At 72.4% G+C, this 23,019-nt stretch carries 24 protein-coding genes; 17 read left to right on the forward strand and 7 right to left on the reverse strand.

Features of this window, described 5'->3' with window-relative positions:
* Positions 1-6: 6 nt before the first annotated feature.
* The 4 genes from ACGFMK_RS17945 (at position 7) to ACGFMK_RS17960 (ending at position 3,084) form a co-directional block, all read left to right on the forward strand.
* The gene (locus ACGFMK_RS17945) at positions 7-591 is read left to right on the forward strand and encodes a TetR/AcrR family transcriptional regulator (protein ID WP_392763966.1); all 585 of its coding nucleotides are present in this window, start codon (positions 7-9) and stop codon (positions 589-591) included.
* Between the two features lie 20 nt (positions 592-611).
* Positions 612-1,547 (forward strand): GlxA family transcriptional regulator, encoded by a 936-nt coding sequence (locus ACGFMK_RS17950; protein ID WP_392763968.1) that lies wholly within the window; start codon positions 612-614, stop codon positions 1,545-1,547.
* Positions 1,544-1,843, forward strand: coding sequence for a hypothetical protein (locus ACGFMK_RS17955; RefSeq protein WP_392763971.1), 300 nt, complete (start codon positions 1,544-1,546; stop codon positions 1,841-1,843). Before ACGFMK_RS17950 ends, ACGFMK_RS17955 begins: the two co-directional genes overlap by 4 nt.
* Before the next feature lie 158 nt (positions 1,844-2,001).
* On the forward strand, positions 2,002-3,084 hold the full coding sequence (locus tag ACGFMK_RS17960; RefSeq protein WP_392763974.1) for a Cmx/CmrA family chloramphenicol efflux MFS transporter: 1,083 nt from the start codon (positions 2,002-2,004) through the stop codon (positions 3,082-3,084).
* 443 nt (positions 3,085-3,527) lie between these two features.
* Here ACGFMK_RS17960 and ACGFMK_RS17965 read toward each other — a convergent pair whose 3' ends face one another.
* A complete protein-coding gene (locus ACGFMK_RS17965; RefSeq protein ID WP_392763977.1) occupies positions 3,528-4,649 on the reverse strand; it encodes an erythromycin esterase family protein in 1,122 nt (373 codons plus the stop codon).
* Positions 4,650-4,720: 71 nt separating this feature from the next.
* On the opposite strand from ACGFMK_RS17965, the gene ACGFMK_RS17970 reads away from it, so the two are divergent.
* Positions 4,721-5,410, forward strand: a complete 690-nt coding sequence (locus ACGFMK_RS17970) for a TioE family transcriptional regulator (protein WP_392763979.1) — start codon at positions 4,721-4,723, stop codon at positions 5,408-5,410.
* Here ACGFMK_RS17970 and ACGFMK_RS17975 read toward each other — a convergent pair.
* The 3 genes from ACGFMK_RS17975 to ACGFMK_RS17985 form a co-directional block, all read right to left on the reverse strand.
* Positions 5,383-5,580 carry a hypothetical protein gene (locus ACGFMK_RS17975; protein WP_392763982.1) on the reverse strand — a complete coding sequence of 66 codons (198 nt, stop codon included), beginning with the start codon at positions 5,578-5,580 and terminating at the stop codon, positions 5,383-5,385. The two genes, ACGFMK_RS17970 and ACGFMK_RS17975, sit on opposite strands and share 28 nt — an antisense overlap.
* Before the next feature lie 84 nt (positions 5,581-5,664).
* Positions 5,665-6,315: a response regulator gene (locus tag ACGFMK_RS17980; RefSeq protein WP_392763985.1), complete on the reverse strand. Its 651-nt coding sequence runs from the start codon at positions 6,313-6,315 to the stop codon at positions 5,665-5,667.
* Entirely contained in the window at positions 6,303-7,505 is a 1,203-nt protein-coding gene (locus tag ACGFMK_RS17985) for a sensor histidine kinase (RefSeq protein WP_392763988.1), read from the reverse strand. Before ACGFMK_RS17985 ends, ACGFMK_RS17980 begins: the two co-directional genes overlap by 13 nt.
* A gap of 133 nt (positions 7,506-7,638) precedes the next feature.
* Between ACGFMK_RS17985 and ACGFMK_RS17990 the strand changes: the two genes are divergently transcribed.
* The 5 genes from ACGFMK_RS17990 (at position 7,639) to ACGFMK_RS18010 (ending at position 12,947) form a co-directional block, all read left to right on the forward strand.
* Positions 7,639-8,373, forward strand: a complete 735-nt coding sequence (locus ACGFMK_RS17990; RefSeq protein WP_323332210.1) for an ABC transporter ATP-binding protein — start codon at positions 7,639-7,641, stop codon at positions 8,371-8,373.
* A 2-nt stretch (positions 8,374-8,375) separates the two neighbouring features.
* On the forward strand, positions 8,376-10,922 hold the full coding sequence (locus ACGFMK_RS17995) for an ABC transporter permease (RefSeq protein WP_392764147.1): 2,547 nt from the start codon (positions 8,376-8,378) through the stop codon (positions 10,920-10,922).
* Positions 10,923-11,056: 134 nt separating this feature from the next.
* Positions 11,057-11,488 carry a hypothetical protein gene (locus ACGFMK_RS18000; RefSeq protein WP_392763991.1) on the forward strand — a complete coding sequence of 144 codons (432 nt, stop codon included), beginning with the start codon at positions 11,057-11,059 and terminating at the stop codon, positions 11,486-11,488.
* Between the two features lie 136 nt (positions 11,489-11,624).
* The gene (locus ACGFMK_RS18005; RefSeq protein ID WP_392763994.1) at positions 11,625-12,284 is read left to right on the forward strand and encodes a glycoside hydrolase family 11 protein; all 660 of its coding nucleotides are present in this window, start codon (positions 11,625-11,627) and stop codon (positions 12,282-12,284) included.
* Positions 12,285-12,287: 3 nt separating this feature from the next.
* Positions 12,288-12,947, forward strand: a complete 660-nt coding sequence (locus ACGFMK_RS18010; RefSeq protein ID WP_392763997.1) for a polysaccharide deacetylase family protein — start codon at positions 12,288-12,290, stop codon at positions 12,945-12,947.
* A gap of 28 nt (positions 12,948-12,975) precedes the next feature.
* On the opposite strand, the gene ACGFMK_RS18015 is transcribed toward ACGFMK_RS18010, so the two are convergent.
* Positions 12,976-13,653 (reverse strand): hypothetical protein, encoded by a 678-nt coding sequence (locus ACGFMK_RS18015; protein WP_392763999.1) that lies wholly within the window; start codon positions 13,651-13,653, stop codon positions 12,976-12,978.
* Positions 13,654-13,729: 76 nt separating this feature from the next.
* Here ACGFMK_RS18015 and ACGFMK_RS18020 point away from each other — a divergent pair, with 76 nt between their 5' ends.
* Positions 13,730-14,578 (forward strand): alpha/beta fold hydrolase, encoded by an 849-nt coding sequence (locus ACGFMK_RS18020; protein WP_392764002.1) that lies wholly within the window; start codon positions 13,730-13,732, stop codon positions 14,576-14,578.
* On the opposite strand, the gene ACGFMK_RS18025 is transcribed toward ACGFMK_RS18020, so the two are convergent.
* Together ACGFMK_RS18025 and ACGFMK_RS18030 are read right to left on the reverse strand one after the other, a co-directional pair.
* The gene (locus ACGFMK_RS18025; RefSeq protein ID WP_392764005.1) at positions 14,575-15,177 is read right to left on the reverse strand and encodes a response regulator; all 603 of its coding nucleotides are present in this window, start codon (positions 15,175-15,177) and stop codon (positions 14,575-14,577) included. The genes ACGFMK_RS18020 and ACGFMK_RS18025 overlap by 4 nt on opposite strands.
* The gene (locus ACGFMK_RS18030; protein ID WP_392764008.1) at positions 15,174-16,310 is read right to left on the reverse strand and encodes a sensor histidine kinase; all 1,137 of its coding nucleotides are present in this window, start codon (positions 16,308-16,310) and stop codon (positions 15,174-15,176) included. Before ACGFMK_RS18030 ends, ACGFMK_RS18025 begins: the two co-directional genes overlap by 4 nt.
* A 108-nt stretch (positions 16,311-16,418) precedes the next feature.
* On the opposite strand from ACGFMK_RS18030, the gene ACGFMK_RS18035 reads away from it, so the two are divergent.
* From ACGFMK_RS18035 to ACGFMK_RS18060, 6 genes are read left to right on the forward strand one after another with little or no spacing between them, the layout of a single operon-like run.
* Positions 16,419-17,303: an ABC transporter ATP-binding protein gene (locus ACGFMK_RS18035; RefSeq protein WP_392764010.1), complete on the forward strand. Its 885-nt coding sequence runs from the start codon at positions 16,419-16,421 to the stop codon at positions 17,301-17,303.
* A gap of 13 nt (positions 17,304-17,316) precedes the next feature.
* Entirely contained in the window at positions 17,317-18,036 is a 720-nt protein-coding gene (locus tag ACGFMK_RS18040; protein ID WP_392764012.1) for an ABC transporter permease, read from the forward strand.
* Positions 18,037-18,083: 47 nt separating this feature from the next.
* A complete protein-coding gene (locus tag ACGFMK_RS18045; protein WP_392764014.1) occupies positions 18,084-18,251 on the forward strand; it encodes a CopG family transcriptional regulator in 168 nt (55 codons plus the stop codon).
* Positions 18,251-18,598, forward strand: a complete 348-nt coding sequence (locus ACGFMK_RS18050) for a VOC family protein (RefSeq protein WP_392764016.1) — start codon at positions 18,251-18,253, stop codon at positions 18,596-18,598. Before ACGFMK_RS18045 ends, ACGFMK_RS18050 begins: the two co-directional genes overlap by 1 nt.
* Positions 18,595-19,878: an MFS transporter gene (locus tag ACGFMK_RS18055; protein ID WP_392764018.1), complete on the forward strand. Its 1,284-nt coding sequence runs from the start codon at positions 18,595-18,597 to the stop codon at positions 19,876-19,878. Before ACGFMK_RS18050 ends, ACGFMK_RS18055 begins: the two co-directional genes overlap by 4 nt.
* A gap of 13 nt (positions 19,879-19,891) precedes the next feature.
* Positions 19,892-23,008, forward strand: a complete 3,117-nt coding sequence (locus ACGFMK_RS18060) for a BTAD domain-containing putative transcriptional regulator (protein ID WP_392764020.1) — start codon at positions 19,892-19,894, stop codon at positions 23,006-23,008.
* The last annotated feature ends 11 nt before the right edge of the window (positions 23,009-23,019 follow it).

The following is a 23,019-nucleotide window of genomic DNA, read 5'->3' on the forward strand; positions in this document are numbered from 1 at the left end:
GAAGACATGGCGGTCAGGGAAAAGGTCGTGCGGGCCGCGGTGCGGTTGTTCGCCGAGAAGGGGTTCGGGGCCACGACGGTCCGCGAGATCGTCGAGACGGCCGGCGTCACCAAAGGTGGCCTGTACCACTATTTCGAGTCCAAGGAGGACCTGCTCCTGGAGATCTACACCGCGATGCTGCGGATGCAGACCCAGCGGATGCGGACCATCGCCGAATCGGACCTGCCGCTGCCGGAACGGTTGCACGCCATCATCGCCGACGTCGTGGTGACGTCCATTGCGGACCTCGACGCGGCGACCGTGTTCTTCCAGTCGTTCCCGCTGCTCGAAAAGTCCAAACAGGTCCAGGTGCGTGCCGAACGCCGGCGTTACCACGAGCGGGTGCGCGACCTCGTCGAGGAAGGCCAGCGTTCGGGCGTCTTCCGCGTCGACGTCCCCGCCGACCTGGTGATCAACTACCACTACGGCGCGATCCACCGGCTCCACATGTGGTACCACGCCGACGGCGAGCTGTCCGGCGAGCAGGTGGGGGAGCACTTCGCCAACCTGATGCTGCGCAGCCTCCGCCCGGAGCCGCCGACGGCCGGGTAGGCCGGGCCTATCGTGGTGGCATGCACATCGTGGCCGTCCTCGCGCTGGACCGGGTCGTGCCCTTCGACCTGGCGACCCCGATCGAGGTGTTCTCCCGGACGCTGCTGCCGAGCGGACGTCCCGGGTACGAGGTCCGGATCTGCGGCGCGAGTCCCGAGATCGACACCGGCGCGTTCACGTTGCGGCCGCCGTTCGGCCTCGGTGGTCTCGACGACGCGGACACGATCATCGTGCCGGGCCGCGACACGAACCCACCGGTGCCCGTCGAGGTCCTCGACGCGCTGCGCCGGGCCGCCGCGAGGGGCGTGCGGATCGCGTCGATCTGCTCGGGCGCGTTCATCCTCGCCGAGACCGGGCTGCTCGACGGCCTCCGCGCGACCACGCACTGGGCCGGCGCGGCGGAGCTGGCCCGGCGGCACCCCGCGATCGACGTCGACCCGGACGTCCTCTACGTCGACAACGGCCAGTTCCTGACGTCGGCGGGCGCGGCGGCCGGCCTCGACCTGTGCCTGTACCTGATCCGCCGCGACCACGGTTCCGCGGTGGCGGCCGACGCGGCCCGGCTGTCGGTCATGCCGCTGGAGCGCGAAGGCGGCCAGGCCCAGTTCATCGTCCACGACCAGCCCCCGACCCCGCGCGGCTCGGTGCTGGAGCCGGTGCTGACGTGGATGGAGGAGAACTGCGCGAAGGAGCTGACGCTCGAGGACGTCGCCGCGTACGCCGGGATGAGCACCCGGACGCTCAACCGCCGCTTCCGCGAGCAGACCGGGACGACGCCGCTGCAGTGGCTGCTGCGGGTCCGGGTCCGGCGGGCCCAGCACCTGCTGGAGGCGACGGCGTACCCGGTGGACCGCATCGCCGGCGAGGCCGGGTTCGGATCACCCACGGCGTTCCGGGAGCGGTTCAAGCGGATCGTCGGGACGAGCCCGCACGCCTACCGGGCGAGTTTCCGTTGACCCCCAGGCGAGTGCGGCCCGAGGACGCCCAGGACAACGTGCGATACCTGCTGAACCGGTGGGATCCGATCGGTGTCGCGGACGAAGTGGACGACGAGTACGACTGCTTGATCGCGCCGCTGCTGTCGCGGCTGGCCGCCGGGGCCGGCCGCGCCGAGGTCGGCGAGTTCCTCTGGTACGAGCTCACCGATCACTTCGGGCTGAGCGATCCCGCGGCCCTGGATTCGGACCGGATGGCCGACCGGCTGGTGGCGTGGTGGGCCGCGGTCGGCGGGCAGCCCCCGCCTTCGCGGTGACCCACGGTATCGTCGGACGCGTGTCGAGCCCCGAAGCGTCCAGGACCGGGCTGTCGGTCGTCCCGGCAGCCCGGTAGCTCGCTCTTTCACGGGCCACGCGCCCGGGTCCCCGGGTGACCACGAAGTCGTTGCCGATCTCGTGATCCCTGGAGCCTTCTGTGCCCGTTCCTGTCTTTTTCCTCGCCCTGGCGGTGTTCGCCATGGGCACGTCCGAGTTCATGCTCGCCGGGCTGGTGCCCCAGATCGCCGGCTCGCTGGGGGTTTCCCTGGCGCAGGCCGGACTTCTGACGTCCGCGTTCGCCGCCGGACTGGTCGTCGGCGCGCCGCTGATGGCCGCTGTGACCCGGTCTTGGCGGCGCCGCACGGCGTTGTTGTGCTTCCTCGCGGCCTTCGGTGTGATGCACATCGTCGGGGGCCTCACCGAGTCGTTCGCGGTGTTGCTGGTGACGCGGTTGCCGGCCGCGGTGGCTTACGCGGGGTTCCTCGCCGTCGCGCTGACCGCCGCGGCCGAGCTCGTGCCGCCGGAGCGGACGGGCCGCGCGCTGGCCGTGCTGCTCGGCGGCACGACCATCGCCTGCGTCGTCGGCATTCCCGGCGGCGCGCTGCTCGGCGCCGCGTTCGGCTGGCGGGCGGCGTTCTGGGCCGTCGCGCTGCTGTGCGTGACCGCGGTCGTGGGGCTTCCCGATCCTCCGGTGACCGCGAAGCCGTTCGGTCTGCGGACCGAACTCGCCGAGCTGCGACGTCCGCTGCTCGCCGGGACGCTCCTGCTCGGCGCCCTGGTCAACGCGGCCACGTTCGGCGTTTTCACCTACCTGGCACCGCTGGCCGCCGGGCTCGCACCGGTGCCGCTGGTCCTCGCGCTCTTCGGCGTCGGCTGCTTCGCCGGGGTGAGCGCGGCGGGCCGGCTCGCGGACCGGTGGCCCGGCCGGGTCGTCGTGATCGGCGGGCTCCTGCTGCTCGCGGGCTGGGTCGTGCTGGCGCTGGTCCCGGCCGCGTTGCCCGTCCTGGCCTTCCCCCAGGGCGCGTTGTCGTTCGCCGTCGGGGGCACGGTGATCGCGCGGATCCTGCGGCTGGCCCCGGGCGCGCCGACGATGGCGGGCTCGTACGCGACGGCGGCGCTGAACGTCGGCGCGGCCGCTGGGCCGGTGCTCGGGGCGGTGGTGGCGCCGGTGTGGCTGGCTGTGGCCTTGGTGGCGGTGGCTCTCGTTCTTGCTGTGGGACTTAGGTCGCGGCGGCGTTGAAGGTCGGTGCCGTCGCGGGGTCGGTGTTCGGGGCGGTGGTGGCGCCGGTGTGGATGGCTGTGGCCTTGGTGGCGGTGGCTCTCGTTCTTGCCGTGGGACTCGGGTTTCGGCAGCGGCGCTGAACGTCGGCGCCGCCGTCGGGCCGGTGCTGGGTGCGGTGGTGGCGCCGGTTTGGATGGCCGCGGCCTTGGTGGTGGCCCTGGTTTTTCGGCGTGGGAATCGAGTTGCGCTGGCGGTGGCGTTGAAGGTCGGTGCCGGTGTTTGGAGCGGTGGTGGCGCCGGTGTGGATGGCTGTGGCCTTGGTGGCCCTGATTGTTCGGCGTGGGAATCAGTTGCGCTGGCGGCGGCGCTGAACGTCGGCGCCGCCGCCGGGCCGGTGTTCGGGGCGGTGGCGGCGACGGTCTGGATCGACGCTGCCTTGATCGGGCGGCCCTCGTCCCGAATCAGGTCGTTGCGCTGATGTGCAGGACCGCGTCGGCGCCGTCCAGGATCTCGGGGGTGAGCGGGAAGTAGCCCGTCTCCGGGATGGTGTCGGTGCGGGTGCGGGCGGGCTCGACCGCGCGGACCAGGCCCCAGCCGTCGACGCGGTCCTGCAGCGCGGCCTCGTAGGTCTCCGGCTCGGGCTCGCCGAGCCGGAGCGCCTCGCTGCGTCCGACGCTCCCGGCGATGAAGACGTACTGCTCACCCAGCAGCGAACCCACGATGGAACCGGCGCCGGACCACACCAGGTTCGCCAGCGCCGAACTCCAGGTACTCGTGCTCCGCTGCAGGTGGCCGTTGTGGGCGAACACCATCGTCGGGCCGCGCCGGGCCTCGAGGTCGCGGATGTCGAGCAGGTTGAGCGCCATGATCGCGTCGCGGGTGCCGCTGAGGCGTGAATACCGTTCGGCGCCGTCGATCGCCGCCTGCTTGTGGTAGCGCAGCAGGCCGAGCCCAGCGGTCAGGTAGGTCCGGGCGCGGACCCACTCGGCGCGCGACGTCGCCGCGATCCGCTCCGGCGCGCGGCTGTGGAGCGTGGTCAGCAGGTCGTCGGCGATCGCACGCAGGGCGTCGGCCTCCGGCGTGGCGCCGGGCGAGGCCGCCGGGTCCATGACGGCCTCCGTGCGGCTCCACCGCTCGTCGTCTCCGGCCAGGGTCGCGATGTCGACGTCGAGGCCCAGGTAGTCGCGGGCGTGTTCGAGGTAGCGCCGCGGGCTGGGCGCGCTCATCATCTCGGTGGACGCGTCGAATCCGTGGAACGCCAGGCGGTCCGCGGCCGGGAGGTGCTCGTTGTGGTCCCGCATCCAGGCGACCAGGCGCCGGTTGGCGTCCAGCTCGCCGAAGGTGTGCGAGAAGCCTTCCTTCATCGCGGCGTCGAGGGTGCCGACGCCGTCGCGGACGAAGGCGTCGACGGTGAGGGCGGCCACGCGGTCGGTCTCGAGGGCGATCGACCGGAAGCCGTGTTCGGCCAGCCGGGCGAAGAGTGCGTTGCGCCGCAAGGGAAACGCCGGTTCCTGGTGCGACGGCTCGCCGTAACCCAGCAGGGTGCACGAGGCGGGGGCGAAGTCTCGGATGTCCTGACTCATGAGACTCAACCGTATCGTTGAAAGAACGGTTGAGACTCCACCGAAGAAGAACCCGGTAAAGTCTCAACTCAATGAGACCCGCCGACCTCGCCCGGGAGCACGGGCTGTCCACGCAGGCGGTCCGCAACTACGAGGCGGACGGCTTCCTGCCGCCCGCGGACCGCACCCCGAGCGGCTACCGGCTCTACACCGCCGCGCACGCGGCCGCGCTGCGCGCTTACCTGGCCCTGATCAGGGGCTACGGCCACCCGACGGCGGGCCGCGTCATGCTCGCGGTCCACGAGGACCACCTCGACGACGCCCTGCTCGTCATCGACCGCGGCCACGGGCAGCTGCTGCGCGACCGCGAAACCCTCGACTCGGTGCGGCGGGCGGTCGGCGACCTGCCCGGCGAACCCGCGCCGGACCCCGGCACCCGGACGATCGGCGAACTCGCGCACCGGCTGCGCGTCACGCCGGCGACCCTGCGGAACTGGGAGGACGCCGGCATCCTGACGCCTTCGCGCGACGCGGCCACGGGCTACCGCGTCTACCGCGCGGAAGACGTCCGCGACGCCGAGCTCGCCCACCTGCTCCGGCGTGGCGGTCACCCGCTGGAGCAGATCACGGCGGTGGTCGAGCAGATCCGGACGGCCGGTGGCACGGAGGAGCTGTCGCGGGCCCTGGCCGACTGGCAGGCGAGGATCACGGCCCGGGGCGTCGCGATGCTCGACGCGGCGGCCCGGCTCGGCGACTACCTGGCCTTGCGGCGACGCACGTAATAGGTGATCAGCAGGACGGTGCAGACGAGGGCGACCGAGCCCGCGATCATGCGGAGGGTGAAATCCAGTCCCGTCGCGGACCCGATGCCGTTGACGCCGGCACTGATGACGAGGACCACCCAGAGGACCGGGGCGATCGTGCGGGCGGAGGTGATGGTGTTGTTTTCCATGGCCGGAACGCTAGAACCCCGTGGCGGCCGCTTCGATGGCCCGCGCACCCGGAAACGGGGTAGCGCCAGCACTACCCGAGGGCGTCAGCTGTCGCGGCCGAGGTAGGCGAGCACGGCCAGCACCCGCCGGTGGCCGCCCTCGTCCGAGGGCAGGTCGAGCTTCTGGAAGATGTTGCGGATGTGCTTGAGCACGGCGCCGTCGCTGACGACCAGCAGCTCGGCGATGGTGCCGTTGTTGTAGCCCTCGGCCATCAGCGCCAGCACCTCGCGCTCGCGCGCGGTGAGCGCGGCCAGCGGGTCGGCGGCGCGGCTGCGGGACATCAGCTGGCCGATCACCTCGGGGTCCATCGCGGTGCCGCCCTTGGCGACCCGCTGCAGCGCGTCGAGGAACCGCTCGACCTTCCCGACGCGCTCCTTGAGCAGGTACCCGACCGCGCCGACGCCGTCGGCCAGCAGCTCGACCGCGTAGCTCGTCTCGACGTGGGCCGAGAGCACCAGCACCGGCAGGCCGGGGTGGATTTCGCGGGCCCGGACGGCGGCGCGCAGGCCCTCGTCGCGGTGCGTCGGCGGCATGCGGACGTCCATCACGACGGCGTCCGGCCGGTCCTTCTCGACGAACTCGAGGAAGTCTTCCGCGTTGTCGAACGACGCGGCCACCTCGATGCCCGACGTCTTCAGCAGCAGCGACAGCCCTTCGCGCAACAGGGCGTCGTCCTCGGCGATCACGACCCGCATGGCAGCTCCACTCGCAGCTCGGTCGGCCCACCGGGTGGGCTGGTCAGGGTGAGGGTCCCGTCGAAGGCCTCGGCGCGCCGCCGGATCCCGGCGAGCCCGCTGCCGCCGGTCTCTTCGGCGCCGCCGCGGCCGTCGTCGCGGATGTCGATGGTCAGCAGGCCCGGGGTGCCGCCGAGGGTGATCTCGACCTTCGACGCGTCGGCGTGCTTGGTCACGTTGGCCAGCGCCTCGGCCACGACGAAGTACGCGGCGGCCTCGACCGCGGCCGGGCGTCCGCTGTCGTCCTCGACGGTGAGCGCGACCGGCACCGGGCTGCGTTCGCCGAGGGCACGCACCGCGCCGGCCAGCCCGCGTTCGCTCAGCAGCGGTGGGTAGATGCTGCGCACGACCGTCCGCAGCTCGGCCAGCGCGTCGGTCGCGGTGTCCTGCGCCTTGACCAGCAGGTCCCGCACGGTTTCGGGGTCACGCTCGTAGAGCTGCCCGGCGATCCCGAGCTGCAGCACGACGGCGGCGATCCGCGCCTGCGTCCCGTCGTGCAGGTCACGCTCGATGCGGCGCAGCTCGGCGCCGTGCGCCTCCAGCGCGGCGGCCCGGGTCGCCGTCAGTTCGGCGACGCGGTCGGCGAGCACGACACCCGGTCCGGGCTTGAGCAGCGACCGCGCGGTGCGCGCCTGCCAGCGCGCGGCGACCGGCGCGAGGAACAACGTCACCCCGGCCATCGCGACGCCGCTGAGCACGGCCAGCCCGGCGGTCGGCCACGACGTCACGACGATCCCCATGGACCCTTCGAGCCCACCGGGCACTGCCGGCCAGACGGCGGCCGTGACGACCTGCTGGACCGCGCCCAGCGGCAGGCCGAAGGCCAGTGCGCCGAGGAGCAGCCCGGTCGCCGCGTGGATCGCCAGCCACGCGACGTCGCGGCGCGTCGCCGGATCGGTCACGGGATTGCCGTCGCGGTAGGGCTCGGGGATCGGCTCGCCCAGCGCGCGGGCGGCGCGGCGGCGGTCGAACCCGACCACCTTGCGCGACAACCGGATCGCGGGCGCGACCGACGGGATCCCGATGCCGAACGGGCACAGCACAAGCACAACGAGCAGCCCGATGAGGGCGAAGATCGACAACATCGACGTCGCCGCCCCGACCACCAGGTAGCGCACCGCCGACCAGCAAGCGCGCAAGCGGGTCGTCACGTGACAAGTCTCCCACCAGGGCACACCCCACCGGCGTGGTGGTGCTGGCGCTACCCCCGATCCACCTCCCCACGGGATCGATCGGACGCCGCCACGATCCTAGTTTTGGTGGTACAGAACGAAAGGGATCGTGATGACCACAGGGTATGCGCTGGAGCTGGCCGGGGTGCGGAAGGTGTACGGCCGCGGCGACGGCGCCGTCACCGCGCTCGACGGGGTGTCCGTGGGGGTGCCGCGCGGGACGTTCACCGCCGTGATGGGGCCGTCCGGCTCGGGGAAGAGCACGTTCCTGCACTGCGCGGCCGGCCTCGACCGGCCGACGTCGGGCCGGGTGCTGCTGGGCGACACCGAGATCGGCAAGCTGAAGGAAACCGCGCTCACGCAGCTGCGGCGCACCCGCGTCGGGTTCGTCTTCCAGGCCTACAACCTGCTGCCGTCGCTGAACGTGCTGCAGAACATCACGCTGCCGATGCGCCTGGCCGGCCGGAAGCCGGACCCGCAGTGGCTGCGGGAAATCGTCGAAGGCGTCGGCATCGCGAAGAAGCTGGAAGCCCGGCCGTCGGAGCTGTCCGGCGGGCAGCAGCAGCGCGTCGCGATCGCGCGGGCGCTCGTCACCCGGCCCGAGGTCGTGCTGGCCGACGAGCCGACCGGCGCCCTCGACACCCGCACCGGACGGCAGGTGCTCGACCTGCTCCGCGCGATCGTCGAGGGGATGGGGCAGACCGTCCTGATGGTCACGCACGACCCGGTCGCGGCCTCGGCCGCGCACAGCATCCTGTTCCTGGCCGACGGCAAGCTCGCCGGCCACCTCACGCACCCCACGCCCGAGCGCGTGGCGGAGCGGATGACACACCTCGGGGAGTGGTGAGCGTGCTGACGCTGGCCTGGCAGACGATCCGGACGCGGCTCGGCGGGTTCGCCGGCGCGTTCGTCGCGATCCTGTGCGGCACGGCCCTGGTGGCCGCGTGCGGGGTCCTCATGGAGTCCGGCCTGCGCGCCGGAGTGCCGACGCAGCGGTACGCCGACACGGCCGTCGTCGTCGGCGGCGCCCAGTCGGTGCACCCGCCCGGCGCGGACGCGCTGTCGTCCGAGCAGGTCGGCGAGCAGGCCACGGTGCCCGCGGACCTGGCCGGCCGGCTCGCCGCGGTCCCCGGCGTCCGCGCGGCGGTGGCGGAGGAGAGCTTCCCGGCGCAGGTGGTGACCGGCGACGGGCAGGTGCTGACCGGTGTCCCGTCGCTGGGCCACAACTGGGACGCGGCGGTCCTGGCGCCGTTCACGCTGAGCGCGGGGCGGGCGCCCACGGCGAACGGTGAAGTGGTGCTCGACGCCGACCTGGCCCACCGCGCCGGGGTCGGCGTCGGCGGGGAGGTGCGGGTGATGACCCGCTCGGTGCCGTCACCGTTCCAGGTCGTCGGCATCGCGACCGCGGCCGACCTGTCCCGGCAGTCGGCGTTGTTCTTCACGCCGTCCGAGGCCGCGCTGCTGGCCGGCCGTCCCGGCCAGGTGCACGCGATCGGCGTCCTGGCCGATCCCGGCGTGTCCCCGGACGCGCTCGCCGACCGCGTCCGGGCCGCGACGGCCGGGGCGCCGGTCGAGGTCACCAGCGGCATCGAGCGCAGCACCGTCGAGTTCCTCGACGTCAGCCAGACCCGCACGCTGCTGCTCGCGATCGCCGGTTCGTTCGGCGGGTTCGCGCTGATGGTGGCGGTCTTCGTGGTGGCGAGCACCCTCGCGCTCACCATCAACCAGCGGCGGCGCGAGTTCGCGCTGCTGCGTGCCGTCGCGGCGACGCCCAAGCAGATCCGCAGGCTCATCGGCGTCGAGACGACGATCGTCGCGCTGGTCGCCGGCGTGCTCGGCAGCTTCCTGGGGCTGGCGGTCGCCGGCGGGATGCGCGACGCGTTCGCCGCGATCGGCGTCGTCCCGGCGGACTTCGGCCTGGCGATCGGCCCGCTGCCGCTGGTGGCCGCGGTGGTTCTCGGCCTGGGCGCGGCGCGGCTGGCGGCCTGGTCGGCGTCGCGGAGGCCGTCGACGATCCGGCCGGTCGAGGCGCTCGGCGAGGCGGCGGTGGAACGACGCGAACTCGGCAAGGTCCGCCTGATCACGGGCTGGGCGCTGGTCCTGGTGGGGCTGGGCGGCGCGGCGGTCCCGCTGTTCGTGCACGGCGACGCGGGGCTGGCGGCGTCGTCGATGGCGACGCTCGTCGCGGTCATCGGGCTTTCGGTCGTCGGGCCGCAGGTGGTCGGGCTGATGGTGCGGGTGCTGGCGCCGGTCGTGTCGCGGGTGTCGCGGATCAGCGGCTACCTGGCCGCGGCGAACAGCCAGGCCAACACCCGGCGCCTCGCGGCGGCGGTGACCCCGCTGATGCTGGCGGTCGCGTTCGCCCTGTCGATGTTCTACAGCCAGACGTCGAGCGCGGCGGCCGCCGCGCAGCAGACGGCGCGTTCGACGACGGCCGACTACGTCCTCACCAGCCCGGCGGGCGGCATCTCGCCGGAGGTCGCCGAAGCCGCCCGGCGGGTGCCGGGCGTGGTGGCCGCGAACCCGGTGGTCCGCACCCAGGTGATCGTCTCGACTCCGATGGGCGAAGACATCGACGTCCAGCGGCTGCCGGCCCAGGGCTTGGCCGCCGAGCAGACCGGGGCGACGCTGGACCTGGGCGTCTCGGCCGGCCGTCTCGAGGACCTGACGGGCGACACGGTGGCATTGAGCAGCTCGGAGGCGAGCTGGCTGGGCAAGAAGCTCGGCGACCAGGTCGAGTTTTATTACGGCGACGGAGTTCCGGCCTCGCTCCGCCTGGTCGCGACGTACACGCACGATCTGGCCTTCGGCGACTTCGTCCTGCCGGTTTCCCTGGCCCGGCTCCACACCGGAGACCAGCTGGACGACTCGGTACTGGTCCGCCGTTCCCCCGGTGCGGACGCGGCGGCGGTGTCCGCCGCTCTGCACTCAGCGGTGTCGGGCTACCCGGGCCTGGTCGTGGCCCCTTCCGCGGCCCCGGAAACCGGCGGCGAGCGTCAGGCGCAGTTCTACCTGAACCTGGTGGCGGTCGGCGTCCTGATCGGTTACGTGGCGATTTCGGTGGCCAACACGCTGGTGATGAGCACGGCCCAGCGAGGCCGCGAGTTCGCGTTGCTGCGCCTGATCGGCACGACCCGCGGCCAGGTGATCCGGATGATGCGCCTGGAGGCGCTGGCGACGGTCTTCGTCGCGGTGGTGGTCGGGACGGTGGTTCCGTTGGTGCCGTTGGCTTTGCTGAACCTCGGGCTGCGTGGGACGCTGTTGCCTTCGGGGTCGCCGACCGTCTACTTGGGAATCATCGCCGGTGCGGTGTTGCTCGGGGTGCTGTCGATGGGTCTGTCGACCCGGGTCGCGCTGCGGGCCCGGCCGATCGATGCCATCGGACTGCGGGAGTAGCTCAGCCGGTTCAGATGTCCGTGAAGGCCACATTGAGGGACTCAGCGTCCCTCAATGTGGCCTTCACGGCGTGCCGTTACGTTCGAGGGCTTGCGTGCGATATCCGGAACAGGCTCGGCGTAGGTGCTGTAGTCGTGGTGGTCGATCCCGGCGATACAGGAACGGACAACGTGTCGGACTCGAGGTTCCGCATCTTCCGGTTCGTGTGTGCGGGTGCAGGCTTGCTCGGGCTGCTCGCTGCCGTCTTGTTGATGGTGCTCCCGCTGCCGCCGCAGGACGTCGGAGTCCTTGCGGGACCCCTGTACTGCGGGCCTGGGGCGTCGTCCGACAGCCCACTCGAAGTCATGCTGCACCCCGAGGTGGTCAACGAAGGCGATCGGCAGAAAGAGCCGGCGCAAGACACCGAAGAGGCGCAGCGTGCCCGGCAGGACCGCGAGACCCAGAACAGCCAGGTTTGCTTGAGCGCTGCCAAACCCCGCTTCATCTGGGCTGGGGTCGCGATCCTCATGGCCGTCGCGATCGGGCTTGCGGCGCCGTCGATTCTCCGGCCCCGGAGACCCGCCTGAACCTCGGCGAAAGTTTCGAAAACCCCCGAAACTTTCGCCGCCGAAACGCATGTCGAAAGGTTTCGAGAATCGTTGACACCTCGGCGAAATCGGACCAATACTCGCTGTGTCGGATCATCCTCAGCGAGGAGGAAACATGCGCAGGACGAGTCGGGTCAGGGTGCTTGTCGGCGGGTTGGCCGTGGCGCTGGCCGCGGCGCTCACTCCGGGTGTCGCCCATGCCGATACCGTCATCACCACCAGCCAGACCGGTACCAGCAACGGCTACTACTACTCCTTCTGGACCGACGGTGGCGGCTCGGTTTCCATGACGCTCGGGTCCGGGGGGAACTACCGCACCCAGTGGAGCAACGTCGGGAACTTCGTCGCCGGCAAGGGGTGGAGCAACGGGAGCCGCCGGAACGTGAACTACTCCGGGAGCTTCAACCCCTCCGGCAACGGCTATCTCTCCCTCTACGGCTGGACGTCCAACCCGCTCGTCGAGTACTACATCGTCGACAACTGGGGCACCTACAGGCCGACCGGCACCTACAAGGGCACCGTCACCAGCGACGGCGGCACCTACGACATCTACCAGACCACGCGGTACAACGCGCCATCCGTCGAGGGGACCAAGACCTTCAACCAATACTGGAGCGTCCGGCAGCAGAAGCGGACCGGCGGCACCATCACCACCGGTAACCACTTCGACGCCTGGGCCCGTTACGGCATGCGGCTCGGGAACTTCAGCTACTACATGATCCTCGCGACCGAGGGTTACCAGAGCAGTGGCAACTCCAACCTGACGGTGGGCTGAGCGATGCGCAAATCCCTGGTGGCCGCCGCCATACTGGCCGCGGCGAGCACGATCTCCGTCGCGGGACCGGCCCAAGCGGCCGCTTGTTCCGGGTACGTCGGCCTCACCTTCGACGACGGCCCCTCGAACGCCAACACCCCGGCGCTGCTGAACGCGTTGCGGCAGAGCGGGTTGCGGGCGACGGTGTTCAACGAGGGCCAATACGCCGCCGCGTACCCGGCCCAGGTGCGTGCCGAGGTGAGTGCCGGGATGTGGGTCGGCAACCACAGTTACACGCACCCGCACCTGATCCAGCAGAGCCAGTCCCAAGTGGACTCCGAGGTCTCGCGGACGCAGCAGGCGATCGCCAACGCCGGCGGCGGCACCCCGCGGCTGTTCCGGCCGCCGTACGGCGAGACGAACGCGACACTCCGGACGGTGGAGGCGAAGTACGGCCTCACCCAGATCATCTGGGACGTCGATTCGCAGGACTGGAACGGCGCGAGCGTGGACGCGATCGTCGCCGCCAACGCCCGGCTCCAGAACGGGCAGATCATCCTCATGCACGAGTGGCCGGCGAACACCCGGGCCGCGATCCCGCGCATCGCGCAGGGTCTCGCGTCCCGTGGGCTGTGCGCGGGGATGATCTCGCCGCAGACGGGCCGCGCGGTGGCTCCGGCCTGACCGAACCGCGGACGCTCCCGGCCGCCGCCTACCGGTTCACGTACCACTCGACCCGGACGGCGGTCGCCGAGAGTGTCCGCAGCTCGGCGCACACCTCGTGCGTCACCAGCACGCCCGTCCGCCGGCAGAGCCGCGGCACCCCGCTGATCTCGCGCGCGGGCGTGAAGCCGTGGGGCACGAGGTACTCGCGCATGACGTCCGGGGCGTGGTCGCCGGTGGCCTCCAGGACACCCCAGCAGTTGCCGGACCCGCAGGCGTAGTCCCGGGCGACCGTCAGCTGTGACGGCCCGGGCGCGACGCCTTCGTCCCCAGGCGGCGCGTCCCAGTGCAGGGCCAGGACGCCGCCCGCCGCCACGAACCCGGCGACCACCAGCGTGGGCAGCAGGGCACTGGGACGCTCCCGTTCCACCAGCGTGCCGACGGCGCACACCACCGCCGCCAGTGTCGTGTGGAACCAGTAGACCTCGATCGAGGCGGGCACCCACGGCCCGGTCAGCCCGAGCCCGCGCGGCACGGTGAACCAGGCCAGCAGCACCAGGAGGACCAGCCCGACGACCAGCCCGGTCCGCGCCGCCTTCGCCAGCACGCACCAGACGAGGGTCGGGAGCACGCCGAACAGGGCCACGAAGGGCTGCTCCCAGGCGAACGCGGCGACGCTCACCGCGGCCGCCGCCAGGGCGAGGCGCCACCAAGGTACGTCGGACACGAGCCGATTATCCCCGCGCCGGGGGTGGAACCTTCGCGCCGCGTGGGGCAGGGTGGGCGGTGGTGAGGAGGCGACGATGCCCGATGAGACGTTCACCCTGCCCGGAGCCGTGACGGCGTACCGCTGGGACCCGGTGGGGCCGCCGGTCGCGGTGCTGCAGCTGACCCACGGCATGGGGGAGCACGCGCTCCGCTACGACCGCGTCGCCCGCGCGTTCACCGATCGCGGGTTCGCCGTCTACGGCCAGGACCACCGCGGTCACGGGGCGTCCATCCGGGACGTGCCCGGCGACCTCGGCCCGGACGGCTGGCCTGCCCTGGTGGCCGACATCGGCGTGTTGACGTCGAGGATCCGCGAGGAGCGGCCGGGCCTGCCGGTCGTGCTGCTCGCGCACAGCATGGGCTCGTTCGCGGCGCAGCAGTACCTGCTCGACCACTCCGCGGACGTGGACGCGGTGATCCTGACCGGCACCGCCGCGCTCGACGTCCTGGAGCCGGCGCTGGACCTCGACCAGCCGCTGGACCTGGCGATGTTCAACGCGCCGTTCCAGCCGCAGCGCACGGACTACGACTGGCTCAGCCGTGACGAGTCCGAAGTGGACGCCTACGTCGCGGACCCGTTGTGCGGCTTCGGGATCGACGCGGAGAACACGAAGGCCATGTTCGCGGGCGCGCGGCGGCTCGCGGACCCGGCGGCGGTGCGCGGGATGCGCGAGGACCTGCCGATGTACCTGGCCGTGGGCGACCAGGACCCGGTGAACGGCAACCTCCCGCTGTTCGACGTCCTCGTGCGGCGGTACCGGGACGCCGGCATCAAGGACCTGACGGCCAAGGTCTACCCGGGTGCCCGGCACGAGATCCTCAACGAGACGAACCGCGCCGAGGTCGTCGCGGAGATCGTGGCGTGGGCGGAAAAGGTGGTCTAGAGCCAGTCGTGCTCGCGGGCGTAACGAGCGGCTTCGTGGCGGGTGCGGGTCTGGGTCTTCTGCATCGCGTTCGAGAGGTAGTTGCGGACCGTGCCCTCCGCGAGGTGCAGCTGGAGCGCGATGTCGGCGACCGCGAACCCCTCACGGGTCGCGCGCAGGACGTCGATCTCGCGGTCGGTGAGCGGGCAGTCGTCGACGACGGCCAGCGCGGAGACGTCCGGGTCGATCCAGCGCTTGCCCTCGTGCAGGGTCCTGATCACCGACGTGATGTGCGCCGGTTCCGCCGACTTGCTGACGAAGCCCTGGACGCCGAGTTTCAGGGCCTTGCGCAGCACGCCGGGCCGGGCGTGCCGGGTGAGCATGAGGATCACCTGGTCCGGCCGCGTGCGGCGGATCTCGGCGACGGCGCCGAGGCCGTCCACGTTGGGCATTTCGAGGTCGATCACGAGCACGTCGGGCCGGTGCTCCAGGGTGGCCCGCACGGCCTGTTCACCGTCTTCGGCTTCGGCGAGCACGGTGATCTCACCTTCGAGGGGCAGCAACGCCGCCAACGCCTTGCGCAGCAACGCTTCGTCGTCGGCGAGCACCACGGTCGTCATCGGACGTCCTCCCGTCGCGGGAAGGCGGCCGCCGTCAGGAACCGGCCGTCCTGCCGGTCCACCTTCAGCTCACCCCCGTTGTCCGCCAGCCGCTGGCGCAGGGTGGCGAGCCCGTTGAGCTCGGGCTGTCCGTCCTCCGGCGCGCCGTCGTTGACGATGGTGATCCCGGACTCCGCGAGCGTGATCCGCACCTGCTTCGCCTGGGCGTGGCGCAGGATGTTCGTCGTCGTCTCGCGCAGGACCTGGCCGAGCAGCTCGCCCGCGCGTGCGTCGACCTCGGCCTCGCGGTCGACGCGCACGTGGATGCCCGCGGCCTCGAAGAGGTTCTTCGCGTTCTCCAGCTCCGCGGACAGGTTGAGTCGCCGCTGGGCGTAGGCCAGCTCCTTGGTCTGGACGATGGTGTCGCCGACCAGGGTGTGCACTTCCTTCAGCTCCTCCTGGGCCCGGTCGACGTCGCTGCGCAGCAGCTTCTCGGCCAGCGCGACCTTCAGCTTGACGACGTGCAGCGTGTGGCCCTGGATGTCGTGCAGGTCGCTGGCGAACCGCATGCGTTCGCGGATGACGGCCAGCTCCGCCTCGCGGTCGCGGGACTGTTCCAGCTCCGCCACCAGGTCGTAGAACCGCTGGCTGACGAACGTGAACGCCGTCGACACCACGACGGAGACGGCCGGGATGACGACGAACTGCAGCAGCCGCCCGACGCCGTGGCCGGAGTGCACGAGGAGGTTCGTCGAGCCCAGCGCGGCGACCAGCACGCCCAGCCCCAGCAGGGCCGCGATGCGGTGCCGCGGCAGCGGCGGGATGGTGAACGAGCCGACGACGCACAGGCCGTAGAACGAGGAGGAGTCGTCGGTCATCGCCCCGGCGAGCCAGACCACCGCGGTGATGGCCACGCAGGGCCGCGCGACGCGGATGAAGTCGCCCGCGGTCCAGCGCTCCGCGGTCGCCAGCGCCGCGGCCAGCCCCACGACCTGCAGGACGACGTGCCACCAGGTACGGGCGGTGAGCACCACCAGCAGCACCCCGACGAACGCCAGCGGCGGCACCGTCGTGATGAGGTTGAGCCGCCGCAGCCGTTCCTGCACCGCCCCGCCGGTCCAGGTCGCCCGGCGCGCGAGCGTGGTCACCTCCATGGATCCGAGCGTAACGGGCACAGCGGACACCACCAGTGACACCACGTCATGTCCGGTGGTGACGTGGCCACACTGCCGCCGGGGCGCGAACGAGGCTGGAATCGGAGCATGTCCACGACACCAGTCATCGACGTCGACCACCTGAACCTCACCTACGGCGACTTCCACGCCGTCCGGGACCTCTCGTTCCAGGTCGAGCGCGGGGAGCTGTACGCCCTGCTCGGCACGAACGGCGCCGGCAAGACCTCGACCCTCGAGACCGTCGAGGGCCACCGCGCGCCCACCTCCGGCGCCGTGCGGGTGTTCGGGAAGAGCCCGCGCGACCGCGCCGCGGTGCGGCCCCGGATGGGGATCATGCTGCAGGAGAGCGGGTTCTCCCCCGACCTGACCGTGCGCGAGTCCGTCCGGCTGATCGGGCGCCTCACCGAGCGGACCGACAGCGTCGAGCGGGTGCTCGGCATCGTCGGCCTCACGCGGAAGGCCGGGACGAAGGTGTCCCAGCTTTCCGGCGGTGAGAAGCGGCGGCTGGACTTCGCCACCGCCGTCTACGGGACGCCCGAGCTGATCTTCCTCGACGAGCCCACCACCGGCCTGGACATCCAGTCCCGCGACGCGCTCTGGGACGCCGTCGACCGGCTGCGCGAGGACGGCTCGACCATCGTGCTCACCACGCACTACCTGGAAGAGGCGCAGCAGCGCGCCGACCGCATCGGGCTGATGCACGAGGGCACCTTCCACCGGGAGGGCACCGTCGCCGAGCTGACGCGGACGCTGCCCTCGACCATCCACTTCGCCCTCCCGCCGCACGCGCCGGCGCCGCCGTTGCAGGCCACACGCGAGCACGACGGCCGGTTCCTCGTCGAAACGTTCGGCCTGCAGAAGGACCTCCACACCGTGCTCGCCTGGGCGCAGGACCACGCGGTCGAGCTGCACGGGCTCGAAGCCGGCCCGACCCGCCTCGACGACGTCTTCCGCGCCATCAGCAACTCCTGAGAAAGGGAATCCCATGCTTTCGATCGCTCGCGGCGAGCTGATCCAGATCTTCCGCAACCGGCTGGTCCTGGTCACCGCCCTGCTCCTGCCGGCCGCGTTCAGCGTGTTCCTCATCAGCAAGCACGAGCTGTTCACCGAGGTGGGCAGCCTCGGCTACATCGCGGCGCTCGCCCTGTTCTTCGTGGTGAGCATCGGGCTGTACACGACCTCGGTGACGACGCTCGCGTCCCGCCGCCAGAACCTCTTCCTCAAGCGCCTGCGCTCCACCGCGGCCGGTGACGTCGGCATCCTCACCGGGCTGCTGGTGCCGATCACCGTGCTCACGCTGGTCCAGGTCGGCGTGATCCTGGGCGTGCTGGCCGCGGTCACCGACCGGCCCGACAACCCGCTCCTGCTGGTGGTGGCGGTCGTCTCGACGATCGTCATGATGCTCGCGCTGGGCCTGGCCACGGCCGGCCTGACGAACTCCCCGGAGCACGCCCAGGTCACCACGCTGCCGGTGACCGTCGGCGTCGTCGCGGTGGCCGGCTGGGTCGGCGCCACCGGCACCGAGAAGCTCACGCTGCTCAAGCGCCTGCTCCCCGGTGGCTCGGCCACCGAACTGATCCTCAACGCCTGGAACGGCGGGGTCGCCCTGGGCGACTCCCTGATCCTGCTCGCGCCCACCCTGGCCTGGGTGGTCGTCGCGGTCGCGCTGGCCACCCGGCTCTTCCGCTGGGAACCGCGCCGCTGACCCGGCGATGCGTGCAAGCGGGCATGCCTGTTTGCTAGCATGCGGGCATGACCCAGCCCGCCAAGCGGCAGTTCAGCGTCTACCTGCCGGTCGAGCTCATCAGGCGGGTCAAGCACGCGTCCGTCGACGCCGACGAGTCGCTCTCGTCGTTCGTCGAGCGCGCGCTCGAGGACCACCTGCGCCGCAGCGAAACCCCCAGTGAGGAACGACCGTGATGCGCGTGCTGCCGATCCGTTACAGCCAGGACGTCGAGGCCGTGACGCGGTTCTACCGGGTGCTCGGCCTGCGGGCCGGGCCGGTGTCCCGCCCCGGCGGCTGGGTCGAGCTGCCCGCCGACGGCGGTGTGCTGGCCGTCCACCGTGGGTCGCCCGAGGACGCCGGCCGGTGCGAGCTGGCGTTCGAAACCGACGAACCCCTGGAGGACGTCGCGGCGCGGCTGCGGGAGGCCGGGTTCGCGCCGGGGCCGCCGACCGACGAGGGTTTCGGGTACTCGCTGCGCGTCCGGGACCCGGACGGCGTGTGGGTGCAGATCAACCGGTACGACCGAGAGCTGTACACGTGAGCGGTGGCCGGCCCCTGGTCCTCGCGACCGGGATCGTCGCGCTCGAGTTCGCGGCCGCCGTCACCGGCTTCGTCGCCTCCACCCTGCTGCCGATCGTCGCCGGTGACCTGGACGCGTGCGGCGAGCTGGGCCTCCTGATCGCCGGCTCGACGCTCGGGCTGTTCGTTGCGCTGCCGCTCGCGAGCCGGGTGGTCGACCGGCTGGGCGCGCGGGGCACGCTGGCCGCCGGGATGGCCGCCTACCTCGGCGGCCTGGCGCTGGCCGCCTCCGCGCGGACGGCGTGGATGTTCGCGCTGGGCCAGTTCGCCGGCGGGCTCGCCGGTGGGCTGCTCGCCGTTTTCGGGATCAGCTCGGCGATCCGGCACCTCGACGAACGGCTGCGCATCCGGGTCGTCGCGGCGTCGTCCGCGATGTGGATCGTGCCGGCCCTGGTCGGCCCGGCCGCGACCCTCGGCTTGGCGCACCTCGTCGGGTGGCGGTGGACCTTGCTGGTGCCGGTGCCGTTCGTCCTTTTCGGACGGTTCCTGGTCGTGCGCGCCGCCGGTGCCGACCCGGCCGGCCGGGAAGCGCCCCGGCCGCTGGGCCGGACGCTGCTGGTGCCCCTCGGTGCCGCGGGTGTCGTGCTGAGCGCGGGATTCTGGCCGCTCGCGGTGGCCGGCGCGGTACTCACCGTGGCGGGGACGATCTCGATCCTGCCCGCGGGAACCGCGCGCCTGCGGCGGGGGACACCCGCGGCGCTCGGGGCGATGGTGCTGTTCGCGGTGGGCTATTTCGGCGCGGACAGTCTCATCACCGTGCTGCTGACGAGCGGGTTCCGGCTGGGCCTCGGGCAGGCGGCGATCGTGCTGAGCGCCGCCCCGCTGGGGTGGGCCGTGACGAGCCTGCTGGCCACCCGGCTCACCTCGAAGCGCTTTCCCGTGACGGGGCTGGGCATGACGGCCGTCGGCACGGCCGTGCTGGCGGCCGAACTCGTCACGGACGGCCCGTTCGCCGTGGTGCTCGTCGCGTGGGCCGTGGCCGGGATCGGCGTCGGGCTCGCCTATCCCGGGCTGTACATCAGCGCCACCACCGCGGGTTCGAGCGGGTTCACCGCCGCGGAGCTGGCCACCGCGGTCATCACGGCCGAGTGCGTCGGGCAGTTGCTGGGCCGTGCCGTCGGCGGCGCGCTGAGTTCGGCCGGCGGGCTGTTCGCCTCCTACCTGCTGTTCGCCGTCGCGCTGCTCGCGGCGGCGGGTGCGGCGAGCCGGGCAAACCCCAGGACGCCCGCTGATCACCCGTGACAGAATCGGCGGCGTGCAGATCGGGATACTGGGGCCGTTCGAGGTGCGCACCGACGACGGTGCCCTCGCCGACGTGCCGGGCGCGCGGTTGCGCGGGCTGCTGGCCGCCCTCGCGCTCGAACCGGGGAACGTCGTCGCGAAGGCGACCCTCGTCGACTGGATCTGGGGTGAGAACCCGCCCGCGGAGGCGGCGAACGCCTTGCAGCGCCTGGTTTCCCGGCTGCGGAAAGCGCTGCCGGACGGGGTGGTCGATGGCCAGCCGGACGGCTACCGGCTGCGGGTCGCGCCCGACGACGTCGACGCCGTGCGGTTCGAACGCCTCGTCGCCCGCGCCCGCGAGGATCCGCGGCTGCTGCGCGAGGCCCTCGGCCTGTGGCGCGGTGCGGCCCTGCAGGACGTCGGCCTGCCGGACAGCATGGCCCTCGACGCCGCGGTCACCCGGCTCGAAGGCCTGCGCCTGGCCGCCCTGGAAGACCGCTTCGACACGGATACCGGCGGCGCGGAGCTGGTCACGGAACTGACCGACCTGGTGGCCGCGCACCCGCTGCGCGAACGGCTCGTCGCCGCGTTGATGCGCTCCCTCGTCGCGGCCGGGCGCGACTCCGAGGCGCTGCTCGTCTACCAGCGCACGCGGGAGGCCCTGGTCGACACGCTGGGTGTCGACCCGTCGCCGGAGCTGGCCGCGGTGCACGTCGCGCTGCTGCGGGGCGAGCTGGGCGGGCGGGAGGAAACCCGCAAGACCAACCTGCGCGCCGAGCTGAGCAGCTACGTCGGCAAAGACGCCGACGTCGCCGCGGTCCGCGAGCTCGTCACCGCGAACCGGCTCACCACGCTGATCGGCCCGGGCGGCTCGGGAAAGACCCGGCTGGCCACGGAAACCGCGCGCACTCTGCTCGGCGACGTGCCGGACGGCGTCTGGCTGGTGGAGCTGGCGGCGATCGGCGCGGAGGGGGACGTCGCGCAGGCGGCGTTCGCCGCGCTGCGGCTGCGGGACGCGCTGCTCGGCGACTCGCCGGACGCGGAGCCCGTGGACCGGGTGATCGCCGCCGTCCGCGAGCGGGAACTGGTGCTGGTCCTGGACAACTGCGAGCACGTGATCGAGTCGGCGGCGGCGTTCGCCCACCGGGTGCTCGGGGAGTGCCGCCGGCTCCGGATCCTCGCGACGAGCCGCGAACCCCTCGGCATCACCGGCGAGGAACTGTGGCCGGTCGCGCCGCTGGTCCTGCCCGCGGCCGACGCCGAGCCCGGCGCGATCGAGGCCGCGCCGGCCGTCCGGCTGCTGCGGGACCGGGCCGGCGCGATGCGCAAGGACCTCGGGACCGACGCGCGCACGTCGTCGACCCTGGCGCGCGTCTGCCGGGCGCTGGACGGGATGCCGCTGGCCATCGAGCTCGCCGCCGCCCGGCTGCGCACGATGTCCCTCGACCAGCTCGCCGACCGGCTCGACGACCGGTTCCGCCTGCTGACCGGCGGCAGCCGGACGGCGTTGCCGCGGCACAAGACCCTGCGGGCGGTGGTCGACTGGAGCTGGGAGCTGCTGAGCGACGCCGAACGCACGGTCCTGCGCCGGCTCTCGGTCTTCGCGGGCGGAGCGAGCCTGGACGCGGCCGAGCGGGTCTGCGCGGGCGACCCCGTCGAGCCGTACGAAGTGCTCGAGCTGCTGACCGCGCTGACCGAGAAGTCCTTGGTGGTCACCGAAGACAGCGGCGCGCCGCGCTACCGGATGCTCGGCACGATCAAGGAGTACGCCGCGGACCGGCTCGCCGAGGCGGGGGAGACGGAACGGGCGCGTCACGCGCACCTCGCGTACTTCACCGAGCTGGCCGAAACCGCGGACCCGCACCTCCGCCGCGCCGAGCAGCTGGACTGGCTCGCCACGCTTGCGGCCGAGCACGACAACATCACCGCCGCGATGCGCGGCGCGATCGCGGCGGGCGAGGCGCAGGGCGCGATGCGGCTCGCGGCGGGCGCCGCCTGGTACTGGTGGTTCGGCGGGCACAAGGCCGAGAGCAACGAGCTGATCATGGCGGCCGTCGCGCTGCCCGGCGAGGTGGCCGACGACGTCAAGGCCACGGTGTACGGGTACGCCACCATGTTCCTGAGCTCCGGGCGCAGCGGTGACCAGTACCGGGCGGAGGAGTGGATCCACCAGGCGTACGAGTTCACGCTGCGCGGAAAGCGCCGGCATCCGGTGTGGGGTGTCGTCGCCGCGCTGGAACGGCTGCTGCGGGACCCTTCGGCACCGGTGTGGGAACCGCTGCTGGACGACGAGGACCCGTGGGTGCGCGCCCTGGCCCGCCTGCACATCGGCAAGCGGGCGATCGACCTCGGCCGTGACGGGCGGGAGGCGGACGCGGACCTCGAGCAGGCGCTCGCGGAGTTCCGCGCGCTCGGGGAACGGTGGGGGATCTCGTTCGCCCTGATGGAGCTGGCGAACCGGATCGCCGTGCGCGGCGAGTTCGCCCTCGCGTGCGAGCACTACGAACAGGCGATCGCGGTCGTCACCGAGGCCGGGGCCCTCGACGACGTCGTGCCGATGCGGTCGCGGCAGGCCCAGCTGTACTGGCTGTCGGGCGACGACGAGGCGAGCGCGGCCGCCATGGCGGAGGCCCAGCGGCACGCGGAACGCGTCGCCTGGCCGAGCGCCCTGGCCGAGCTGGCCCTGTCCCGGATGGAGCTGGCCCGCTGGCGCGGCGACGTCGAGCAGGCGTCCCGGCAGCTCGGCGTCACGACGGCGATGCTGGGCGAGGACGCCGCGCTGCCGAGTTTCCGCGCGATGACGCAGAACCTGCTCGGTTACCTCGCCGAGGACCTCGGCGAATCCCGCGAGCACCGCCTCGCGGCCTTCCGGGCGGCGTCCGAGGTGGGCCACCCGCCGACGATCGCCCAGGCCCTCGTCGGGCTCGCGGATCTGGCGCTGCGGCGGGGAGAACCCGGCCAGGCCGCACGCCTGCTCGCCGCGAGCGCCGGGGTACGCGGGCTGCGCGACCGCTCCGACCCGGACGTGGCCCGCATCGAGCGCGAAGCCCGGAACAGCCTCGGCGACGAGGGGTACGCCGAGGCGACCCGGGCGGGCACGGCGGCCGACTGGACCGAGCTGGCCGAGGTCACGCTGAGCACGATGCCGTGAAGGCCACCTCG

The sequence above is a fragment of the Amycolatopsis sp. NPDC049252 genome (assembly GCF_043197175.1).
GTDB lineage: Bacteria > Actinomycetota > Actinomycetes > Mycobacteriales > Pseudonocardiaceae > Amycolatopsis.

Coding starts and splice junctions, on each gene's coding strand:
- ACGFMK_RS17945 (WP_392763966.1), top strand. CDS start 7: ATGGCGGTCAGGGAAAAGGTCGTGCGGGCCGCGGTGCGGTTGTTCGCC.
- ACGFMK_RS17950 (WP_392763968.1), top strand. CDS start 612: ATGCACATCGTGGCCGTCCTCGCGCTGGACCGGGTCGTGCCCTTCGAC.
- ACGFMK_RS17965 (WP_392763977.1), bottom strand. CDS start 4,649: ATGAGTCAGGACATCCGAGACTTCGCCCCCGCCTCGTGCACCCTGCTG.
- ACGFMK_RS17970 (WP_392763979.1), top strand. CDS start 4,721: ATGAGACCCGCCGACCTCGCCCGGGAGCACGGGCTGTCCACGCAGGCG.
- ACGFMK_RS17975 (WP_392763982.1), bottom strand. CDS start 5,580: ATGGAAAACAACACCATCACCTCCGCCCGCACGATCGCCCCGGTCCTC.
- ACGFMK_RS17980 (WP_392763985.1), bottom strand. CDS start 6,315: ATGCGGGTCGTGATCGCCGAGGACGACGCCCTGTTGCGCGAAGGGCTG.
- ACGFMK_RS17990 (WP_323332210.1), top strand. CDS start 7,639: ATGACCACAGGGTATGCGCTGGAGCTGGCCGGGGTGCGGAAGGTGTAC.
- ACGFMK_RS18005 (WP_392763994.1), top strand. CDS start 11,625: ATGCGCAGGACGAGTCGGGTCAGGGTGCTTGTCGGCGGGTTGGCCGTG.
- ACGFMK_RS18010 (WP_392763997.1), top strand. CDS start 12,288: ATGCGCAAATCCCTGGTGGCCGCCGCCATACTGGCCGCGGCGAGCACG.
- ACGFMK_RS18020 (WP_392764002.1), top strand. CDS start 13,730: ATGCCCGATGAGACGTTCACCCTGCCCGGAGCCGTGACGGCGTACCGC.
- ACGFMK_RS18025 (WP_392764005.1), bottom strand. CDS start 15,177: ATGACGACCGTGGTGCTCGCCGACGACGAAGCGTTGCTGCGCAAGGCG.
- ACGFMK_RS18030 (WP_392764008.1), bottom strand. CDS start 16,310: ATGGAGGTGACCACGCTCGCGCGCCGGGCGACCTGGACCGGCGGGGCG.
- ACGFMK_RS18035 (WP_392764010.1), top strand. CDS start 16,419: ATGTCCACGACACCAGTCATCGACGTCGACCACCTGAACCTCACCTAC.
- ACGFMK_RS18040 (WP_392764012.1), top strand. CDS start 17,317: ATGCTTTCGATCGCTCGCGGCGAGCTGATCCAGATCTTCCGCAACCGG.
- ACGFMK_RS18045 (WP_392764014.1), top strand. CDS start 18,084: ATGACCCAGCCCGCCAAGCGGCAGTTCAGCGTCTACCTGCCGGTCGAG.
- ACGFMK_RS18050 (WP_392764016.1), top strand. CDS start 18,251: ATGCGCGTGCTGCCGATCCGTTACAGCCAGGACGTCGAGGCCGTGACG.